This is a genomic window from Pseudoalteromonas sp. L23, from assembly GCF_021728455.1.
Taxonomy (GTDB): Bacteria; Pseudomonadota; Gammaproteobacteria; order Enterobacterales; family Alteromonadaceae; genus Pseudoalteromonas.
Window position 1 is genome coordinate 112707 of sequence record NZ_JAKKCW010000008.1, and the last position, 18571, is coordinate 131277.

Below are 18571 nucleotides of genomic sequence, written 5' to 3' on the forward strand. Positions count from 1 at the left end.
GCTTTTTCAATTCACTTAGAGTCGTTTTTTTCGAATTACGGTGCTGACAGCGCAAGTTTTGGTAGCGGTAGTTGGATTGCTTCTGCACTGACGGGTTGTCCGCTTAAGAATGTTTGCATTCTGGCGAGCACCAAGGGTGAGCTTGTATAAAGGTTGTGGCCCGCATTGTTCACCATAATCTGGGTCAAATTTGTAAGTCCTCTCACAGCTTCAAGTTGTTCTTCCGGATACGTTCTACCGTCTAGACTACCTGTAAACAATAAAGTTGGGATGTTGGATAGGGGAGCGGTTCTAAAATCATCACCTAAATCTAGTTTTTTATCTATCAAGTGAAGTGTTGGCATTGGAAAGTTAAGCTTGTCGCCAAGCAAGGCTGTTGGCGATTGGTTTGTCATTTTTGCAAGGCGTTTAGCGGTGATCCCTGAAGCTACATCCATCGCCAGTGGCATCAATTTGAATGTAATGGGCTCATCGGTAAACATTCCACGCTGCAAAACATGCTTTAACAGCTCGGTATTGCCGTTATCTAAACCTAAATAAACATGAATTAGCATGGCAAGATATTGGTTAGGATCGGCAATCATCATGCTAGCTAACGACTGAATATGATGCTTTTGAAATAACATGGGTGTTTTTGAGCCGTCTTTTTGTGTAATTTGAAGTGCAATAGGCTGTTGCTCAAGTTTACTGTGCACTCGGCGCATCAAAGCGGGTAGATCCGAAACTTGTTGTTTAAGTGCTTGCTGATTGATAATTCCTTGAACTCTTTCAAAGTATTGATCGGTTTGGTGAGGTAGTTTAACGGTCTGATTGAGCCCTTCAGCACTGGCGATAATTACTTTGTCAAGATGCGCTGGCATCGCTTTTATGGCACTGAGTGCCAGATGGCTGCCGTAAGAGATCCCCCAAAGTGATACTTTGTCAGCTTTTAGGTGTTTTCGTAAGTCGTTTATATCTAGCGCGTTCTGAGCGGTATTATAACCATATATATCAATATCTTGAGACTTCCATTGAGTAAAGCATTCTAATGCAGCTTTGCGGTAACGGTCTGCAATTTGCGCTTCAGTGGTAACAGCATTAAGCGCAATGTGTTCACTAGACACGCAAGGAGCAGTTTGCTCTGACTGCCCCGTACCTCTTTGGTCTAGCGCAATAACATCACCAAACTCTCTTAGCGCTTGAAATAACGGAAATCTTCGCCACTTGGCAGTCGCGATCCCTGAACCGCCTGGGCCACCAGATAAATATACGATAGGGGAACCTTTATTGCTGCCGGTTGCAGGAAAGCGCACATAGTTAATTCTAATTTTGTTGCTGTTGGGGTTATTCCTGTTTTCAGGCACCCAGAGGTGCCCAGCTATGGCATCCGTTGTTTCTCCGCTGTTGGCTTGAAACTCGATTTGTTGCTCATTGCTGTACAGCACTTGCTTATCGCTACCTTTCTCTGCGCTTACGCATAAGCAAGTGAATAAGCTTAACGCGGCTATTAATGTGTGTGTTGATCGCATAGTATTACTCCTTAATAGTTTGTTTTTATTGAATACCATGGCAACTTTATGGGGTAGTGAACTTCTATGAGAGGCCGATATTTATTGGCTTGTAGGCTCAGCGGTAGTAAAAAGCCGACGAACGGTAAAAGGAAAAGCGGTAGAGTGTGAATATTAATCTTGTACTTTATTTAGTGATGGCTGTGTGTTGCTCGGGCGCTCTAGGTAAGGCTTATGCCAGTCAACCTTTGTTGCCATTTTCTTATGAGCAAGCCGTGACGGTTTGCCCATGGTCAGTCTCGGCAAAAGAAATTCCACAGTTTACTGAGCCGCAATGTCACCGAGCGAAGTTATCTGAGGTTGATCCGCAAAATCAGGCTGTTTGGGTGTTAATCGAATTTGAGCGAGCGAAATTAGCCTCAATACCAAGGCCCGTAGGGTTGTATTTATTTGCTAAAACATCAAGCGAAGTCTTTTTAAATGGTAGTAAGGTGGGGAGCAGCGGTTTTCCTGCCGTAGATAAAACTGAGCAAATAGGCAAAATGGACAGCGTATTTTATTTGCCAGACTCACTTATAAAGAAAAGCAATCAACTGGTGTTTGGTCTGTCTGCACAGCATAGCCTTATTTCATTAGGATACCCAATTCATTTTATTGGGCTAGGGCAATTTGGCGATCCTAAGCAGTATATTCAATCATTTAGTGGTTTGGGCCTGATTCTGGTTGGTGCCTTTTTGTTGGGCGCGTTGTACTTTATAAGTCTGAGCTTTGGTCGTTATGGCAATACAAGCGTTCGGATATTTTCCGCACTGTGCCTGCTTGCGACAATGCAGCTCAGTGCTGAAATATCGCGAGGATTAGTTGACTATGGCTATGTGTGGCATGATATTCGACTGTTGACTGTGACGGCGTTGTCGTTTTTATTTGGCACTTTGTTGCTTGTATATAGCTCCTTAAAAGTTGCAAAAAAGCACGCTCTTCACTGGATTTATATTGGTACTATTGTCACGCTTATTGTTATTATTTTTGCACCAGGCTTTGATGCTAAAACCACTGCCGGAGTCTTTGTGCCATTACTCGTTAGCTTAGTTCTGCTAGGCTATTGTTGGCGACGCGCCAAAAACAATAATTTAGCGGTTTGGTTTGTGGTGCAGTTATTGGTGGCTGCAACCGTACTCTTTGTTGCATCAAGCTTCCACGAAATTACTCACTTTGTGATCATTGCAGTCTTGCTAGTCTACCTTTTCATTCGTCAAGCTAAAGAGTATCGTGCTCAGCAAGTACAGTTGAGTAGTGATCAAGCTCATATTGCCAAGCTTGAGTTCAAACTCGCGCAGAACAAACAACTTCAATCTCCTTCTAAGCTGGAAGTCAGTGTTGCAGGTAAAACTGACTATGTTGTGCTCACGGATATCGCGTTTTGCAAAGCCGCAGGGGACTACGTTGAGCTGCACATGAAAGATACCACGCAGAAGCTGTTTACAGGCTCACTAAAACAACTCGAACTTACTTTGCCCTCTATTTTTGTAAAAACACATCGTTCTTATTTAACTAATCTAAACGAAGTGGTGTCATTAGAAAGTGATAATAATCAGAGCAACTTGAAATTAACCAATGGAGCAAGTGTTCCCGTCAGTCGTCGGCTTGTCTCGTCGGTTAGGGCAACGCTTAAAGCGTCTAATAACGTCAGTTAAACCTTGAATATTGTAATTAGACCACATATCACAAAGTACATTACAGTTTTTGATTTAAGTTTCTCATATGACATTTTCTGTTCACAAATATATCTTTGTGCCTCTAAAGTTGACTGGTTAGATCTAAATCTAATTTTATTTATGTAAATGTAAAAAAATAGTGAATTTGCGTCGCGGCTTTAGTAGTGTATTTAGTAAATAAGCGCAACCTTACTAGCTAAGATGCTAAAGTTTCGTTGTGTAATGAAGAACCAAGGAAAACAAAAACTAAGGAAACGCATGAAATTATCGAGTGTACTTTCACTGGTCAATCAAGTCGAGAAGTCAAAATTTATAAATGCTATAGATAGGATTTGTCTAGAAGCTGTAAAGCACGACAACAAAATAGCAACTCAGTTAAATAAACTTGATGGTCAAATTAAAAATGCAACAAGTAATGATATTACTCAGCTATTTAAAATTGTATTACCTCACTTTGAAAAGTCGGTAAAAGAACAATTAGCGATGTTGGGAGCTCAAGCTACTCTTTTGACAAATATTCTAAGTAGAGATGGAAACTGCATTGCTAGGGTTAATTGGATCGAGTCTTTATATACAAAAGAATGGGAACTCATTGACTCCAAAGCTAACGAATTGCGTTCTGAAATTGCAAGTATCAGTGATGATGACATATTCTCCGAGGGAAAACGGTTAGGAATCTATCATGCTTGCCTAAAAGAAGCATATTCGAATGATGAAAGAAATAATAGAGAAGCGAAAATCACGGATGATGAACGCGGTATTCTTAATGTATTAGCTAAGCACCTTGATGTTACCTCAGATAATCAAGCTGGAATCGAGCATTTGATTGATCAAATCCCCAAGAATGGTGTGCAAGATGCGATTAATGATTTACGAGAAATTGGACTGGTTTTTGTAAGTAGAAAAAGGCAAACCGTATACGTTCCTGATGAAATTGTAAGTTTGTTTCACCGACTACAAGGAAAGGAACTTGCCGACAAGCATCTGCTAAGAATTCTTAGAACCTTTACTGATGCGGAGCTCTCAAACGTACTTAAAAACCACAGAAAGAAAATTCGTGGTGTTGAGAGAAAAGATAAGATCGTAAATATAATCAAGTTGGGGCTGTCGGCCACTCAAATCCTAAAAGTGGACATGTTTAGCGAGGGTACGCCAGTCAACGATTGTAAAGATCGCTTAAAAACATTGATACAAGATCTAGATCTAGAATTGGATAAATTTGGTTCAACGATAGAAGAACGTATAGATCTAATCTTAAATGCTCTAAATCAAAGCTCGGAGAGAGAGTTTAATGCTTTAAGTGCTACAGGATTTAAAGAGCTATTTTCGACGCTGCAAAATCACTTCCCTTCATTAGCTACAATATTGAAACAAGAATTCGAGCTTGAAGAACAAGAGGAGCTAGATGTCGAGAAATTGCGGGCGCTGAGTATTACACCATATGATATTTTATATATGTTGACCAATGATGAAGTGAAAAGTGTTGTTGAAAGTATGGGGATTAAAAAACGAGGAAACTTAAGGCTAAATATCCTTAGCAGCTTTGCTGATGCAACAGACAAACTGATTGATAATTATGGTGCTCTAGCGAGACGAGATTTGGCTAAATTGAAAAGTGAAAATATAGAAGTAGCTGAAGCCGAATTAGGAGTTAAATTCGAAGAAGTAACTAAGGCAATATTTGAACAATTAGGTCTTGAAGTAGATGAAGATTTGAGACGTTCGATCAACACCTCGAAAGATAAGGCTGATATTCTCATTTCATTGAGTGAGGATGATGTAATTGTAGGTGAAGCGAAGACGTGCAAAAACGGGGATTTTGCAAAGTACTCGACGACCTCAAGACAAGTAAAGTCATACGTAGGGAGATGTGAAGGTGCTGGTAAAAGAGTTGCTCAAGTTTTAATCGTTGCTCCCTCGTTTTCTGATGACTTTGTTGAGAGTGCGGAAATGGATACTGAAGTAAATATCTCTTTGCTGGAGGCTGATGGACTTAAGCGAATTCTGGATGCCTATAGAGCACGGAGAAAACCTAAGTTTTCAGCAAAATTGTTTACTAAAGGTGGCTTGTTGAAAGCCGATTTAATAGCTAAGAACATTTAAGTGTCAAAAGTCAATGAAGTCAGAAAGTAGCTTCTAACCTTTGTGATTTCATTGATCACTCAACATTAGTATCTCATCCACCAGCTGAGATACCTACTCGACCAAAGTGGTTAAACACTTTATTATCACAACAGTATAAATCTTATGCAATGAGCATTGTTTGTTATGACCAAGGAAGGAGCGTTTTCACTCTCTACCAAGCTGAAGTTTTTGCTTGCTGCAATTGGCAAGCATTTGGATTTTATCTCCGTTGGTATTCCATTTTATGTTGCTGGTGGGTTACTCATTTATATTGGGGTAACTGAGCAATACGGCACAGGTGTTGGAGCTGCTATTTTAGGTGCCTTGTTTATTTCGATAGTTGTGATGTTTTACGCTTCAACCAATTGGCGCTGAAAATACCCTTTTAGAAAATCGAGCAGTAGTCGCACTTTTTTAGAGTTGGCATTGCCTTTTGGGAAAACGCCATAAACATGTATGTCTGGCAGCGTGTAATCTTCTAATACAGGCACTAAAGTTCCGGCCTGTATTTTTGGTAATGCATCGTAAGTTGGAATTCGTCCAAGACCATGACCTCCCTCCACAAAAGCGGTGCGAGCGGCGGCATTGTTGGTGCTTATATCGCCTTTCATCGTGATGCTATAAGCTCGAGCCCCTTTACTCAATGTGAGTGCCCCCGATGTCAGCTTGTAAATCACCCATTGATGCTGGTAGAGATCGGTAGGGTGTTTGGGGACGCCGTACTTTTGCAAATAGTCGGGTGATGCGCACAGGCAGGTTTTTAGCACTGAAAGTTTACTGGCTTGCAAACCTGAATCGGGAAGTGGGGCGCCTCGAATGGCCAGATCAATCCCTTCTTTGATGATATTGACGACTTCATCTGTAAGCATGATATCGAGCTGAATTTTTGGATACATAGCTCTAAATTCATTGAGTGCAGGCACTATGGTTTGCAGGCCAACATTCACAGGGCAGGTAAGCTTTATTAGACCGATTGGTTCTTTCTTTAAATTCTCAATTTGCTGGTTTGCAGCAAAGGCTTGCTCTGCAATCACACGGCAGCGCTGATAATATTCGCGGCCTGCCTCTGTAAGTGAAATGGTGCGGGTCGAGCGATTGAGCAATTTTATGCCTAACTGTGACTCCAGTTTTTTGACATGATAACTCACCACTGCACGAGACAAGTTTAAATGCTTAGCGGCGCCGCTTAAGGTGCCTTGCTCAATAACTTGGGCAAAAACGACCATGCTTTTAAGTTGCTCAAACGAAATATCCACGCATTACTCCACAGGCTGAGATGAATTGATTGTATCAATTGTTTGAACAAAGAGTTAGCTTTTGTCTGCATTGTTTAACTTGTCTTAAGTTCATACTTTTATATTTATCCGCAGGTTAAATAGCCTGAAGTTTTAAGAAAGAATGAGAGGTAACTTTGATGACAGCAAAGAAAATTTTAATGGTGCTAACGTCACATGCAGAACTAGGCAATACAGGTGAGAAGACAGGGTTTTGGATTGAAGAGTTTGCCGCACCTTACTATGCCTTTGTGGATGCAGGGGTAGAAGTAACGCTTGCTTCACCAAAAGGTGGTCAGCCGCCAATTGACCCAAAAAGTGAACAGCCTGATTTCCAAACCGACAGTACTAAACGCTATTTTGATGATCAAAAAACGCGGGAACTGGTGGCAAATACGCTACCACTAACTGAGGTGAGCGCGGCAGATTTTGACGCTGTGTTTTATCCTGGCGGTCACGGACCATTATGGGATTTAGCAACAGATGCCAATTCAATCCAATTGATAAGTGCCTTTTTAGCAGCAGATAAACCAGTTGGTACGGTATGCCATGCAACCGCTGTGCTGATGGATGTAAAAACCACGTCGGGTGAGTATCTAGTAAAAGGTAAAGTGGTGTCTGGCTTTACGAACAGCGAAGAAGCGGCCGTTGGGCTGACTGATGTTGTACCGTTTTTATTAGAAGGTGAGCTGGTTAAACGAGGTGCTGATTTCCAGAAAGTCGATGATTGGAATGTGTTTGCTGTTAGAGATGGCTTAATTTTTACAGGGCAGAATCCAGCAAGCTCTGAACTTGTCGCTGAGAAAATGCTGACGTACCTAAACCAGCTGTAACCTGCTTATTAAAAGGAATAAATCATGAGTAACGCAATAAACCAAGCTCAAAACGCACAAACGAATCGTCGCATTACCTTGGCGTCACGCCCACATGGTGCACCAACGCAAGAAAATTTCAATTATGAAGAAGCACAGATCCCAACGCCAAAAGAGGGCGAGGTGCTCCTTCGTACCGTCTTTTTGTCGTTAGATCCATACATGCGTGGCCGTATGAGCGATGCAAAATCTTATGCTGAGCCGGTTGCTATTGGTGAAGCGATGGTAGGTGGCACAGTATGCCGAGTTGAAGCGTCAAATAACCCTAAATTTACCAAAGGTGACTGGGTACTCGCGATGAGTGGCTGGCAAGACTATAGCGTCTCGGATGGCACTGGCTTACTTAAGTTAGACAACAATCTACCTAACCCATCATATAGCTTGGGCGTGTTAGGGATGCCAGGCCTTACCGCTTACATGGGACTGATGGATATCGGTCAGCCAAAAGCTGGAGAAACTGTAGTCGTTGCCGCAGCAACCGGTGCTGTAGGCAGCCTTGTTGGACAAATAGCAAAACTGCAAGGCTGTAGAGTAATAGGCATTGCTGGTGGCGCCGAAAAATGCAGTTACGCTACCGAGGCGCTTGGCTTTGATGCCTGTCTTGATCACCGCAAGGATGATCTCGCTGAGCAGTTAGCGCAGGCATGCCCATCGGGAATTGACGTCTATTTTGAAAATGTGGGTGGCAAGGTGTTCGATGCAGTTATGCCATTGCTTAACTCAAGTGCTCGGGTTCCACTTTGTGGGTTGATCTCTCAATATAATGCCACTGAGTTGCCATCGGGGCCTGATCGTATGTCGATGCTGATGGCGACACTGCTGATTAAGCGAGTGAAAATGCAAGGCTTTATTGTATTCGACGATTATGGACATAGATACAACGAGTTCAGTGAAGCGATGCTGCCATGGTTAAACGCGGGCAAGATTAAGTACAAAGAGCACTTAGTCGAAGGGATGGATAACACAGTGGAGGCATTTATTGGCTTATTGGAAGGTAAAAACTTCGGCAAACTTGTCGTGCGCTTAGGTCCAGACGAACTCGTATAATTAGATTTATCAGGAAAAATTAGATGTTAACTGTTCACCACTTAAACGAATCACGCTCGACAAGAGTACTTTGGCTTTTACATGAACTCGACATGCCTTATGACCTTGTGGAGCACGAGCGAAACTCTGAAACGCGTCTTGCACCCGAAAGCCTAAAACAGGTGCATCCGCTTGGAAAAGCCCCCGTGTTGGTCGATGACAGCCTAGTTTTATGTGAGTCTGGAGCCATCATGGAATATCTGCTAGATAAGGCAGAAGACAGTAGTTTGCGACCAAGTGCGGGGACTCCTGAGTACTATCAATATCAAGAATGGTTGCACTTTGCTGAGGGATCATTGGCACTGCCGGTGATCGCATCTTTGATGATGAAGATGGAGCAGCGTACAGGCGATAAACCAATGGATGGTTACATTGCTAAAGAAGTCAATGTCGACTTTTCTTATATAGACACCACACTCGCCAAGCAAAGCTATTTCGCAGGCAACGACTTTACCGCCGCCGATATTATGATGACGGTGATGCTAGAAATCGCAGACAAAGTCGGTTTGCTCACAGCGCATGTCAATATCAAGGCTTATCTTGAAAAAGTGCAAGCTCGCGCCGCATATCAAGCTGCACGCAGCTACGGTTAGGCTGTTTAAAAGCCAGAGGTTTGCTCTGGCTTTTGCGAAAGTAACTTTCGCACGCCGACTTCCTCTACTAAAGTTCACTCCGTCAACATGCCTGCTTTTACATTTTTTTGCTTGGCTTTTCGGCCGTTTAATAAGATACCAATCACCGTATTTCTAACCATATAATGGTAGCTAATAATGCCTATCGTCACCGTCAGAGATAGAGCAATAATAAACTTGATGAAGACAGGTACTTCAAGGTTCGTAAGAGGAAGTTGAATATACACAAGGAGCGGAATATGGATGAGATAAATCCAATAGGATGCGTCTGAAATATAGCGACTTTGTTTGTTAAATTGATTTAACCATTTGAACCCAGCTAAATAAGCGACAGCAGTCCAACTGAGAATGGCGATGGTTTGAACTACAACGCTGATCAAATTGATTTTTTCAGGCGTTGCGTCGCCTGTTTTGACCGCGATGATGACTTTTTCAAGCGACGGTGATAGCGGCAAAAAGTAAAAGTATGCAACCAATGAAGTGCAGGCAGTAATTAATAACCAATTGAATTGTTTTGAGTAGCGAGTTACCACTTCATGATGATGAAATAGTCCTGCTCCCAACAAAAATAAAGAGCCATAAAACCCGTAAGCCCACCAATGAGGTTGCAGTTTATCAGGAGCTGGAAATGGCACCATCAAATTGGACATAGATGCCGTGATGATAACCGGCAATATAACGCATAAAAAGACTGGTTTAACAACGATAGCGAGAGTGTGTTGATAAAACTTTGGAAACTTGTGTAACAGCCAAAATAACACACAGAACTGGCTTAAATACCATAGGAACCATAAATGCATGCTTGTCACCTGTGGCTCTTTTATCTGCTGCATAACACCAAATAACGGTGGTGGGGTGCTGGCAACACTGCTGCCCCAATGCATCGCATGTAATAACACCAGTAAGGTGAGCGGTAGGAAAATAATAAAGGGAATGAGTAGTCGTTTTAACCTGTTTTGAATATAAGCTTTACCACCACGTTTTTGAATAAGCAGGGCGGCACAAAAGCCGGCGATGATAAAAAATAGTGGCATCCTGAATAGGTGCGTCCACATGGCGAGGTAGTTAAAAAAGACATTTTTGTCTGGATCGACACTGATCCAAAGGTTATGAAAATAAGGGCCGTATGCTAAGGCCGCATGAAAAACAACACCAAGCAATAGTGCCAAGCCTCGCATATTATCAATATAATGAAACCGCGCGTTATTGTGCATTCTGTTATCCCTACATTGGATGCTTTATCAGGTGGTTATACTATATTTTCTGCCTACTAAAATATTGAAGAAAAGCGACTCTTCAGGCTGAATCGTTGTTACGAGAACATTTAATAACAAATAAAGTGGCTGACCGACTTTATTTTTATCCTGTCTTGGACTCAAAATAGAGACTTTATCTTGCTGGAAACGGAGCCAGAATGAAAGCAAAATTGATATTTGCAAGCGTAGCATTAGCAGTAGGGTTAGTGGGGTGTAATAGCGACAGTAGTGGTCCTGATGATGGTCAATGTGGTGGTGTTGGTAACTCAAGGTTTGATATAACCGGCTTTAACCTCGGTGAGTTTAGCGCTGATCAGGTAGATGAGTGGGTGAACACTGAATATGATGGCGTTGAACCTATTTCGTATCAAACGCTCGTATTTCAGCTTAAAGCTGACACGCAGTCTGTAGCGCAGTTAAGTGCACCGAGTTTTAAGTTTTCTTTAATTAGCACCGCTTATGCCTGCTCACCTGTTCCCCCGTATACCAATGAAAAAATCACGGATATAAATATTACCTCTAGCGCTGCGTTTAGTGACGAGTTACCTGCAGGTTCAAGCTTAAATGAGGTGTTCGACATCGTGTATATCGGTTCCGATTACTCTAATCAGGTTGATTATCGTAGGCTGGATAATGGTGAAAATGACTACTTTTCAATATCCGAGTTTTTAGATATGGAAGATAAAAATGCGAGCGAATTTATCCAGTTTGCACTGAACAGTGAACCTACTTACAAACAGAACCATGTATTTTATATTGAAATTTCACTGGATACCGGCGAGCAATTTTCGCTTGAATCTCAGGAGCTTAGTTTTGCCGAGTAGGTGAAATGAGAAAAGCGCTCAATATGAAGTTGAGCGCTTTTAACGTACTAGATAGTAAAATTTAAAGCTATTTGAGCCTGTCCATGAGGTAAACAAACTCAAGGCTATTTACCATCGCTCGCTGTTCATTGTTTGCAGCGCCTGCATGGCCACCTTCGGTATTCTCAAAATACAGAACTTCAAATCCCATATCTTTCATTTTAGCAACCATTTTACGTGCATGGCCTGGGTGAACACGGTCATCTCGGGTTGAGGTTGTGAAAAATACTTTCGGATATTGTTTGTCTTTACTTAGGTTATGGTAAGGCGAGTACGTTTTAATGTATTCCCACTCTTCAGGAACATCTGGATTACCATATTCGCCCATCCAACTTGCGCCAGCGAGTAGCTTATTAAAACGCTTCATATCGAGTAATGGCACTTGGCAAATAACGGCGTTGTAAAGTTCAGGCCTGCGAGTGAAAGCGGCGCCCACTAGCAATCCGCCGTTACTACCACCTTTAATACCTAAATGTTGAGGCTTGGTTACTTTATCTGCTATCAGCTGCTCTGCTACGGCTTCAAAGTCTTCATACGCCTTGTGGCGATTTTCTTTTAGTGCTGCTTGGTGCCAGCTTGGTCCATACTCACCGCCGCCACGAATATTCGCAAGCACATAAACACCGCCTTGTTCTAACCAGTTTTTACCAGTTGATGCCGAGTAGTACGGCTGCATAGAAACTTCAAAGCCACCATAGGCATATAATAAAGTAGGATTGCTACCATCTAACTTGATATCTTTCTTATGAACAATAAAGTAAGGCACTTTTGTACCGTCTTTTGATGTCGCAAATTTTTGCTGGGTAACAAACTTATCTGCGTCGAAATGTGATTTATTACCTTTGAGTCTGGTTGTTCCAAGTGATTTACCATCGACTAAGTAAAGACTAGTCGGTGATAAAAAGTCCGTGTAGGTGACAAAAAAGTCGTCTCTATTGGGATCAGTATCAAAAACGGATAATGAACCGGTATCAGGAAAGTTCACTGGGTCTATTTTCCACTGCCCATTAGCTTTAGGCATATAGCGGAAAACCTTATTCTTTACATCATCTAACACGGTAACTAGTATGGCTGATTTGGTAAAACTCAAATTTTCTATTGAACGATTTGCTGTTGGCTTGATTAAGCTTGTAAACTGGATATTTTTAGAACCCAAATCGTTAATGTTGGCATATATTACTTCTGCTTGTGAAAAGTGCTTCCAAGCAGATTTTAGCTGGATAAAGAGCATGCCATTGTTTAATCCGAGGAGGCTTGCATCGCTAGGCACTGGAATTTTTATCTGCTTATCACCTTCGAGTTTATAGACGTCGCGAGTATAAAAGCTTGTAGAATCGTATAGAAAGTGATTTGTGTTGCCTTGATCGTATACCGTAAAGCCTCCGGCACTGATAGAACTTTTATTTGCCTGATAGACCGTTTTAGCGTCGTCCAGCAGCGTACCGCGTTGCCACACTTTAACCGTTCCAGCATAACCTGAGTCAGTTAATGAGCCTTCTCCAAAATCTGTTGCAACAAATATTGAATTCTCGTTGAACCAAGATACTGAGGTTTTTGCTTCAGGTAAATAAAACCCATTTTTTACAAAAGATTTGCTTGGAATGTCGAACTCTCTCACGACTTTTGCATCAGCACCACCGCGGGATAAGTATACCAAACAGCGTTCATACTTTGGATAGTGACAGTTCATTCCGCCATAAACCCAGTTTTCGTCTTCAGCTTTTGCTAGCGCATCTAAGTCGAGAATGGTTTCCCACTTAGGATCCGCTTTTTTATACTCTTCAAGAGTTGTTCTGCGGTATATGCCTCTTACATGCTCCGCATCTCTCCAGAAATTATAGTAATAACCTGCACGTTCAGTTGCGTACGGAATACGAGACCGATCATTGATAATATCTAATGTATTTTGAAAGATATGATTATATTGGCTGTGGCTTTTGAGTTGTTTTAGTGAGCTATCGTTTTGTGCCGTTACCCACTCTAGCGCTTGTTTGCCTTCAATCTCTTCAAGCCATAGGTATGGATCTTTTTCTAATGCTATCGATTTACCAGCAAAGGTGGTGAGCATACATAGTGTCGCAATATTAGTAATTTTTTTTCTCAAAACTTAGTCCCTATTTTATAGTTATTTATTACGTTTTATCATCAAGTCGTCAAAATAGGAATGTGTGCTGATTAAAAAAACGTGATCTGCTTACATCGATTCACACTTAATCTGCTTGCGATGGAGAGAGTTGTGCTTCAATGGCGTGGATCAGCAACATCGCTTTATGCCACTGCTGTGAAAGTTGCCACATCTCCGCCAGTGTATTGATATTGCTTACCATCTTATCTATCGCCAGTGATGCGTGAGTACCTGCTAGAATTAAGTCGTCCTTCACATCGTCATGTAAACGTTGCAATGTCTCTTGCGCCTGCAACAGCTCTGCAGGTGTTACGCTTTGCCCATGTAAGCTGGTTTTCATGAAGTGGCTAAGCTGGGCTTGGTATTCATTCAATTGTGCATGCAAGTCATGATGCTCTGCGAGTTGCTTATATGGAGCGTGTTCCGTTAATTGTTCTACACAGTGGCTACAAGTAAACAAATACTGCTCAATACGCATGAGTTTAGCGAGTAGTGAGGTAGTCTGTGATGATAATGCTGATTGCTCTACCGACACAATAAAAAGGCTAATTTGCTGACACAGAGATTGAACTGCATGAAGTGCCTGTTCAACCGCGAGCTTATCGGTCGGGAGTAGGCATTTATCAAATTGGGCCAACACCTTATCTGCAACGAGTTTGGACTCAAGCAATAACGCATTGATTGCAAGCTCTGGCGTTTGGGCGATGGTATTATCTAAAAAGCGTGGCCTCGAAGCCGTCTCCTCGGCACTGCAAAAGCGTTTCATTAAAAAGCCCGCGAGCCTGTCATTGAGTGGAAAGATGAGTAGCACGCCCAAAATATTAAACAAAGTATGAAAGAGTGCCAATGACAACGCAGGATCAGCAGTGACGCCGAAAAGCGCGGTAAAATGGTTGATGAGATAAAACAGCACAGGTAACACCGCAAAAGCGACCATCGCGGTGAACACATTAAATATTACCTGAGCCGCCGCGACGCGTTTGGCATTAGCCGTTGCGCCAATGGATGCCAGCATAGATGTTGACGTGGTGCCGACGTTTGCACCGATGACCATCGCGCCTGCGGCATATAATCCAATCATACCACTAGCAGCGGCGGTAATGGTCAAGGCGATGGAAGCACTGGAGGATTGAGTAAGGGTTGTCATCACCATACCTACCAGCAAAAAGGTCAACATGCCGTTTATTCCCTCTGCGGTAAATTGGCTTAAATCAAACGCAGCGACAATATGCTCAAATGCGCCTTTGAGAATATCAATACCGATAAAAAATAGCCCAAAACCAACCAAGGCCATGCCTGCCGATGCCAGTCGCGAGCGAGGAAGTAGCAACTTCATTAAGGCACCAATGCCTATCAAGGGGAGTGCGATAGCTTGGATATTAAATTTAAATCCAACCGCGGCTACCAACCAGCCAGTGATGGTGGTGCCAACATTGGCGCCATAGACAATACCAAGCGCCTGATGCATGGTAATAAGACCGGCATTTACAAAGCCCAAAGAGGCCACGGTAACCGCACTGGATGACTGCACTAAGGCTGTCATGCAAAAGCCAGATGCAATACCGCGCTGAGGGGTTTTGGTCCACACTCCAAGCACTCGGCGCAGTGACGATCCGGCCGCTAGTTTCAGGCCGTCTGTCATCATGCTTATCGCAACTAAAAATATCCCCAAACCGCCGAGTAGCGTTCCTGCAAGTTGAAGTGTTTCCATATCCCTTCCACGTATTACATTTTTACTCTGTTTGCTTGTTGCACAATATCACTTTTGTTGTGCTTTGCTTTGTTTAACGTCAACTTTTACCGTAGAACTCAAACTCTGCAGAAATTGCATAGGCGTTACGCCGTTCCACGACTTAAACGCACGGATAAAGCTACGCTCATCTGAAAACTGTAGCGTGTGCGCCACCTCATAAAAACTACTGCCTTGAGTCAGTCGCAGTTTGGCCTGCTTGTTCTGTACGTTATTTTTGAGTTGTCTAAAACTGGTTTGATACTCAGCGAGCCTTCGTCTTAATGTTGCCGGACTGATATTGAGCTTGTCAGCCATTTGTTCTTGGCACAGTGTTCCCGCGTTAAGCTCACTATAGACTTTATCGAGCAAGTTAGCATGGTCGTTGATCGATTGCTGGTGATGGAGTGTGTTTGCGAGCGAATGATAAATGGTACTGAGTGTTAGGTGCTCTAGCTTCGCCAAATCCAATGATTGATTCGTTTCTTGGTATTGATAGGTGAGTAAGTAGCGATTACTTAAGGGTTTAATGGGAATGTGGGTGATAACCGAGTTTAGCAGCGAGCTTGAGTCACTTTTGGTCTGCACTTGTGTCAGTTGAACTCGGGTGGTTTCGGCGCACACATATTTTACGAGGCCATGGATCAATATCAGCATGCTATCTAACATACAGCGAGAAAATTGTGCGTCAGCGGCTGTGGCGTAGTCAAAGGCTGCATCATCAATTATGTAACTCACTTGAGAGTGTGACACCTCGCAGAAATTGTAGGTCCCCGCGTGGATAAAGTTATAGCCACGGGCAAGCTCTTGTAAGAGCTGAGTAATGGTGCGGCAATGGCGCAGACTATTGAATACAAATTCGTTAGTGCCAGGCAGAAGCTTTTTGCGGTTGAGGTTTAGGCTTTCGTCATTGAGCTCGACAGCACAGTGTTCCATCACGCGCATAAACTCAATGGCATCTAGGGCGTCAATAGCTTTATTGATAGCCAAATACTGCGCGACCGCAGCAAATTCCAGTTTTGCTGCGGTGAGTGTGTGCTGCATCAATTGCACGTAGCAAGGTGCAATGGCGGTGTTTGACATAAATACGTAAGCTCATCCTGTCACTCTCAACAATTCAGTTAATCAACATCAACTCAAGATAGCAATAGTTTTGCGTTGCAACTTTAGTGCAGTATTTTGTCACCATCCGCCGAGGGGGCTGCTAGGGTGCACTTAACCAATTTTTGATTTGGTTGATTGCACTGGGTTCCCAGCCAAGCTCTAGGTGGTTGGTGGCCACAACCGCCGAGCCCGCCAAGTTACTTATTCCTGTGCTGTCGATGCAGCTACTGATAAATACAACGCCATCGGAAGGGCCGGTATGTTCATTGTGAATAAATGCCATATCGGCCTGATCGCCACAAAGATTATAAACTTGAACGCTACTGTCGGTGCCAGCGCTACGAACTTGGTCTACCAGTGAGTTGACTGTAAACGTTGCGATACCTCGGCCTTTGCTCACAAACCCTAAGCCACCGTAGTAAGTGGTGTACCAATCTTGCTCTGTGGTGGGCAGTGCATATTTATCATCTAGTGCTTTTAACATCTGCGCGGAGCCGGGAAAGTAAGGCGAGTCGTAAACCCACTCGGAACTCGAATACCACAGGCCAAAACATAATATTTGATCATGCGCAGTAGGCCCATTTATGCTGCCGCCACATTGCGAATAAGCACCATAGGTATGATTAACGCCGTGACGAAATGACCAATCAATGCCATAGTTGGGGGCGCCGAGCATCACCAGTTTGCGTACATCACTGTTAAATTTAGTGCTCCAAGCATTGGTCAAAGAAGAAATATACATGCGGGCATTAAACGCGCTTTTTGACCAAGTGACTAAATCGACTTGCGTTGCCCCCGTCTTATTTTTAACCTGAGCGATGGCATTGGCTATCTGCTCCGCCCAGATAAAGCCATCGCCATTTTTATGCGCCAGATTTAAGGCAAAAACCTTGTAATCATCATTGGCAAGCGCTTGCATTAAGCCTTGCGAAGGGCAGTTTTGTCGACCACAACCGTAACTACCTGCCTCGTTTGGATTTGCCCAAGCTAAATCGGCATCTTGATTGGCACCGTGGATCAGCAACACCGGTGTTTGGCGGCTGTTACTATCCCAACCCGGCGCATGATAAAGCAGAAACTGCGCAGAACTTGGTTGGCTAGATGCAAAGAAAGTAGCACGCTGACCTGATTGATCGCCACGGCCGTCGGCAGGAAAGCTTTCATTGCCGATATGCCCTGAGCTATCTCGCCACCTTTCGATCTTTTGCCAGCCATTGTTAATACCCGTGGTATAGGTGGCTTCAAGTATCGCTGATGCGTGCGCTAAACCACTTGCTGCGAGTGAGATAGAAACGAGCAACCCATAAGTGTGAGCGCGCAACGCTGTGTCTGTGATTTTCATATTTTTATCCTAGGTCAAGTCATGTTTTAACTGATTGGCGATATTACTGCGCGCGAGCTTGCAGACGTCGAGCACGGCAAAGGAGAAAAACGCATGTATGGTATTTTCAAAGCAGGTTAGGGTATTAAGCACACCCGCTTGCTTTAGTTTTTTGGCGAGCAGTATTCCTTCGTCGTAAAGTGGGTCGCAGCCGGCAAGCAACACACTAGTGGCAGGAAGGTGCGTCATGTCTTCAATAAATAATGGCGAGACATTGACGTCCGCCGCGCTTTGCTCGGGTGCGAGATACCAGTTGCAGGTGTCTTTAATTGCCTCTCTGGTTAGCAACAAGTTTCCATCGCCATACTGCATGCGCGACGGGTAGGTTTCATGGGGAGAAAAAGAGTCAACCACAGGGTAAACTAGGTATAAGTTACTTAGGGTGTTTGGCTGTTGTTGATGTAAGTTATGCGCTGCAACAAGCGCTAAGTTACCACCTGCACTGTCGCCCATCAGTGAAATCTTAGTGGGGTCTAGCTCCAACTGCTGGTGGTTTTCTTGCAGCCAATCTACTACGGCGAGCACTTGCTGCAGGGCGCATGGAAACTTATGCTCAGGCGCGAGGCTGTATTCGACACTGAAAAAAACGACACCGGATTGCTGGCATAAGTCTTTTACCAGTCCGTCATAGCAGTCGACATCTCCTAAAGACCAGCCGCCGCCGTGGACAAACACCACCGCGGGACTGGGGCTTGCCAAAGGCTGCGCTGGGCGGTAACAGCGAACGCCCACGTGAATACCATTGTGTTCAATGTGTAGGTCTTGGCTACTTACTTGTGCTTCAATCTCTCCCGCGAGTCCTAAAAACATCGCTCTTGCGCCTTGTCGAGAGGTCTCAATGGAGATTTCTATGTCATGAATGTCGCCAGCTTGAGCCGCGAGGTCGTCTAACAGTGCTTGTGTTTGTTTGTCTAATTTCATAA

At 43.4% G+C, this 18571-nt stretch carries 15 protein-coding genes; 7 read left to right on the top strand and 8 right to left on the bottom strand.

Annotated features, from left to right (window positions below; genetic code table 11):
- Positions 1-35: 35 nt before the first annotated feature.
- Positions 36-1508, bottom strand: coding sequence for an alpha/beta hydrolase (locus tag L3V43_RS14420; protein WP_237116805.1), 1473 nt, complete (start codon positions 1506-1508; stop codon positions 36-38).
- Between the two features lie 146 nt (positions 1509-1654).
- Here L3V43_RS14420 and L3V43_RS14425 point away from each other — a divergent pair, with 146 nt between their 5' ends.
- From L3V43_RS14425 to L3V43_RS14435, 3 genes are all read left to right on the top strand, one after another.
- On the top strand, positions 1655-3181 hold the full coding sequence (locus tag L3V43_RS14425; RefSeq protein WP_237116806.1) for a LytTR family DNA-binding domain-containing protein: 1527 nt from the start codon (positions 1655-1657) through the stop codon (positions 3179-3181).
- Positions 3182-3460: 279 nt separating this feature from the next.
- Positions 3461-5305, top strand: coding sequence for a hypothetical protein (locus L3V43_RS14430; RefSeq protein WP_237116807.1), 1845 nt, complete (start codon positions 3461-3463; stop codon positions 5303-5305).
- Between the two features lie 165 nt (positions 5306-5470).
- Positions 5471-5701, top strand: coding sequence for a hypothetical protein (locus L3V43_RS14435; RefSeq protein ID WP_237116808.1), 231 nt, complete (start codon positions 5471-5473; stop codon positions 5699-5701).
- Here L3V43_RS14435 and L3V43_RS14440 read toward each other — a convergent pair.
- Positions 5677-6582, bottom strand: coding sequence for a LysR family transcriptional regulator (locus L3V43_RS14440; protein ID WP_237116809.1), 906 nt, complete (start codon positions 6580-6582; stop codon positions 5677-5679). The genes L3V43_RS14435 and L3V43_RS14440 overlap by 25 nt on opposite strands.
- 158 nt (positions 6583-6740) lie before the next feature.
- Between L3V43_RS14440 and L3V43_RS14445 the strand changes: the two genes are divergently transcribed.
- Genes L3V43_RS14445 through L3V43_RS14455 form a run of 3 tightly spaced genes read left to right on the top strand, consistent with a single transcriptional unit; the run spans position 6741 to position 9151 of the window.
- Positions 6741-7433, top strand: a complete 693-nt coding sequence (locus tag L3V43_RS14445) for a type 1 glutamine amidotransferase domain-containing protein (protein ID WP_237116810.1) — start codon at positions 6741-6743, stop codon at positions 7431-7433.
- A gap of 24 nt (positions 7434-7457) precedes the next feature.
- Complete coding sequence (locus L3V43_RS14450) at positions 7458-8519, top strand: NADP-dependent oxidoreductase (protein WP_010607289.1); 1062 nt, start codon at positions 7458-7460, stop codon at positions 8517-8519.
- A 23-nt stretch (positions 8520-8542) separates the two neighbouring features.
- Positions 8543-9151: a glutathione S-transferase family protein gene (locus L3V43_RS14455; protein WP_237116811.1), complete on the top strand. Its 609-nt coding sequence runs from the start codon at positions 8543-8545 to the stop codon at positions 9149-9151.
- A 74-nt stretch (positions 9152-9225) separates the two neighbouring features.
- Here the strand turns inward: L3V43_RS14455 and L3V43_RS14460 are convergent, their stop codons facing one another.
- Positions 9226-10404, bottom strand: coding sequence for an acyltransferase family protein (locus L3V43_RS14460; protein ID WP_237116812.1), 1179 nt, complete (start codon positions 10402-10404; stop codon positions 9226-9228).
- 200 nt (positions 10405-10604) lie between these two features.
- Between L3V43_RS14460 and L3V43_RS14465 the strand changes: the two genes are divergently transcribed.
- Positions 10605-11270: a hypothetical protein gene (locus L3V43_RS14465; RefSeq protein WP_237116813.1), complete on the top strand. Its 666-nt coding sequence runs from the start codon at positions 10605-10607 to the stop codon at positions 11268-11270.
- A 67-nt stretch (positions 11271-11337) separates the two neighbouring features.
- Here the strand turns inward: L3V43_RS14465 and L3V43_RS14470 are convergent, their stop codons facing one another.
- From L3V43_RS14470 to L3V43_RS14490, 5 genes are all read right to left on the bottom strand, one after another.
- The gene (locus tag L3V43_RS14470) at positions 11338-13377 is read right to left on the bottom strand and encodes a prolyl oligopeptidase family serine peptidase (protein ID WP_237116860.1); all 2040 of its coding nucleotides are present in this window, start codon (positions 13375-13377) and stop codon (positions 11338-11340) included.
- Between the two features lie 142 nt (positions 13378-13519).
- Entirely contained in the window at positions 13520-15145 is a 1626-nt protein-coding gene (locus tag L3V43_RS14475; protein WP_237116814.1) for a Na/Pi cotransporter family protein, read from the bottom strand.
- Between the two features lie 48 nt (positions 15146-15193).
- Entirely contained in the window at positions 15194-16246 is a 1053-nt protein-coding gene (locus L3V43_RS14480; RefSeq protein WP_237116815.1) for a helix-turn-helix transcriptional regulator, read from the bottom strand.
- Positions 16247-16367: 121 nt separating this feature from the next.
- Positions 16368-17609, bottom strand: a complete 1242-nt coding sequence (locus L3V43_RS14485; RefSeq protein WP_237116816.1) for a lipase — start codon at positions 17607-17609, stop codon at positions 16368-16370.
- A gap of 9 nt (positions 17610-17618) precedes the next feature.
- A complete protein-coding gene (locus L3V43_RS14490; protein ID WP_237116817.1) occupies positions 17619-18569 on the bottom strand; it encodes an alpha/beta hydrolase in 951 nt (316 codons plus the stop codon).
- Positions 18570-18571: the final 2 nt, after the last annotated feature.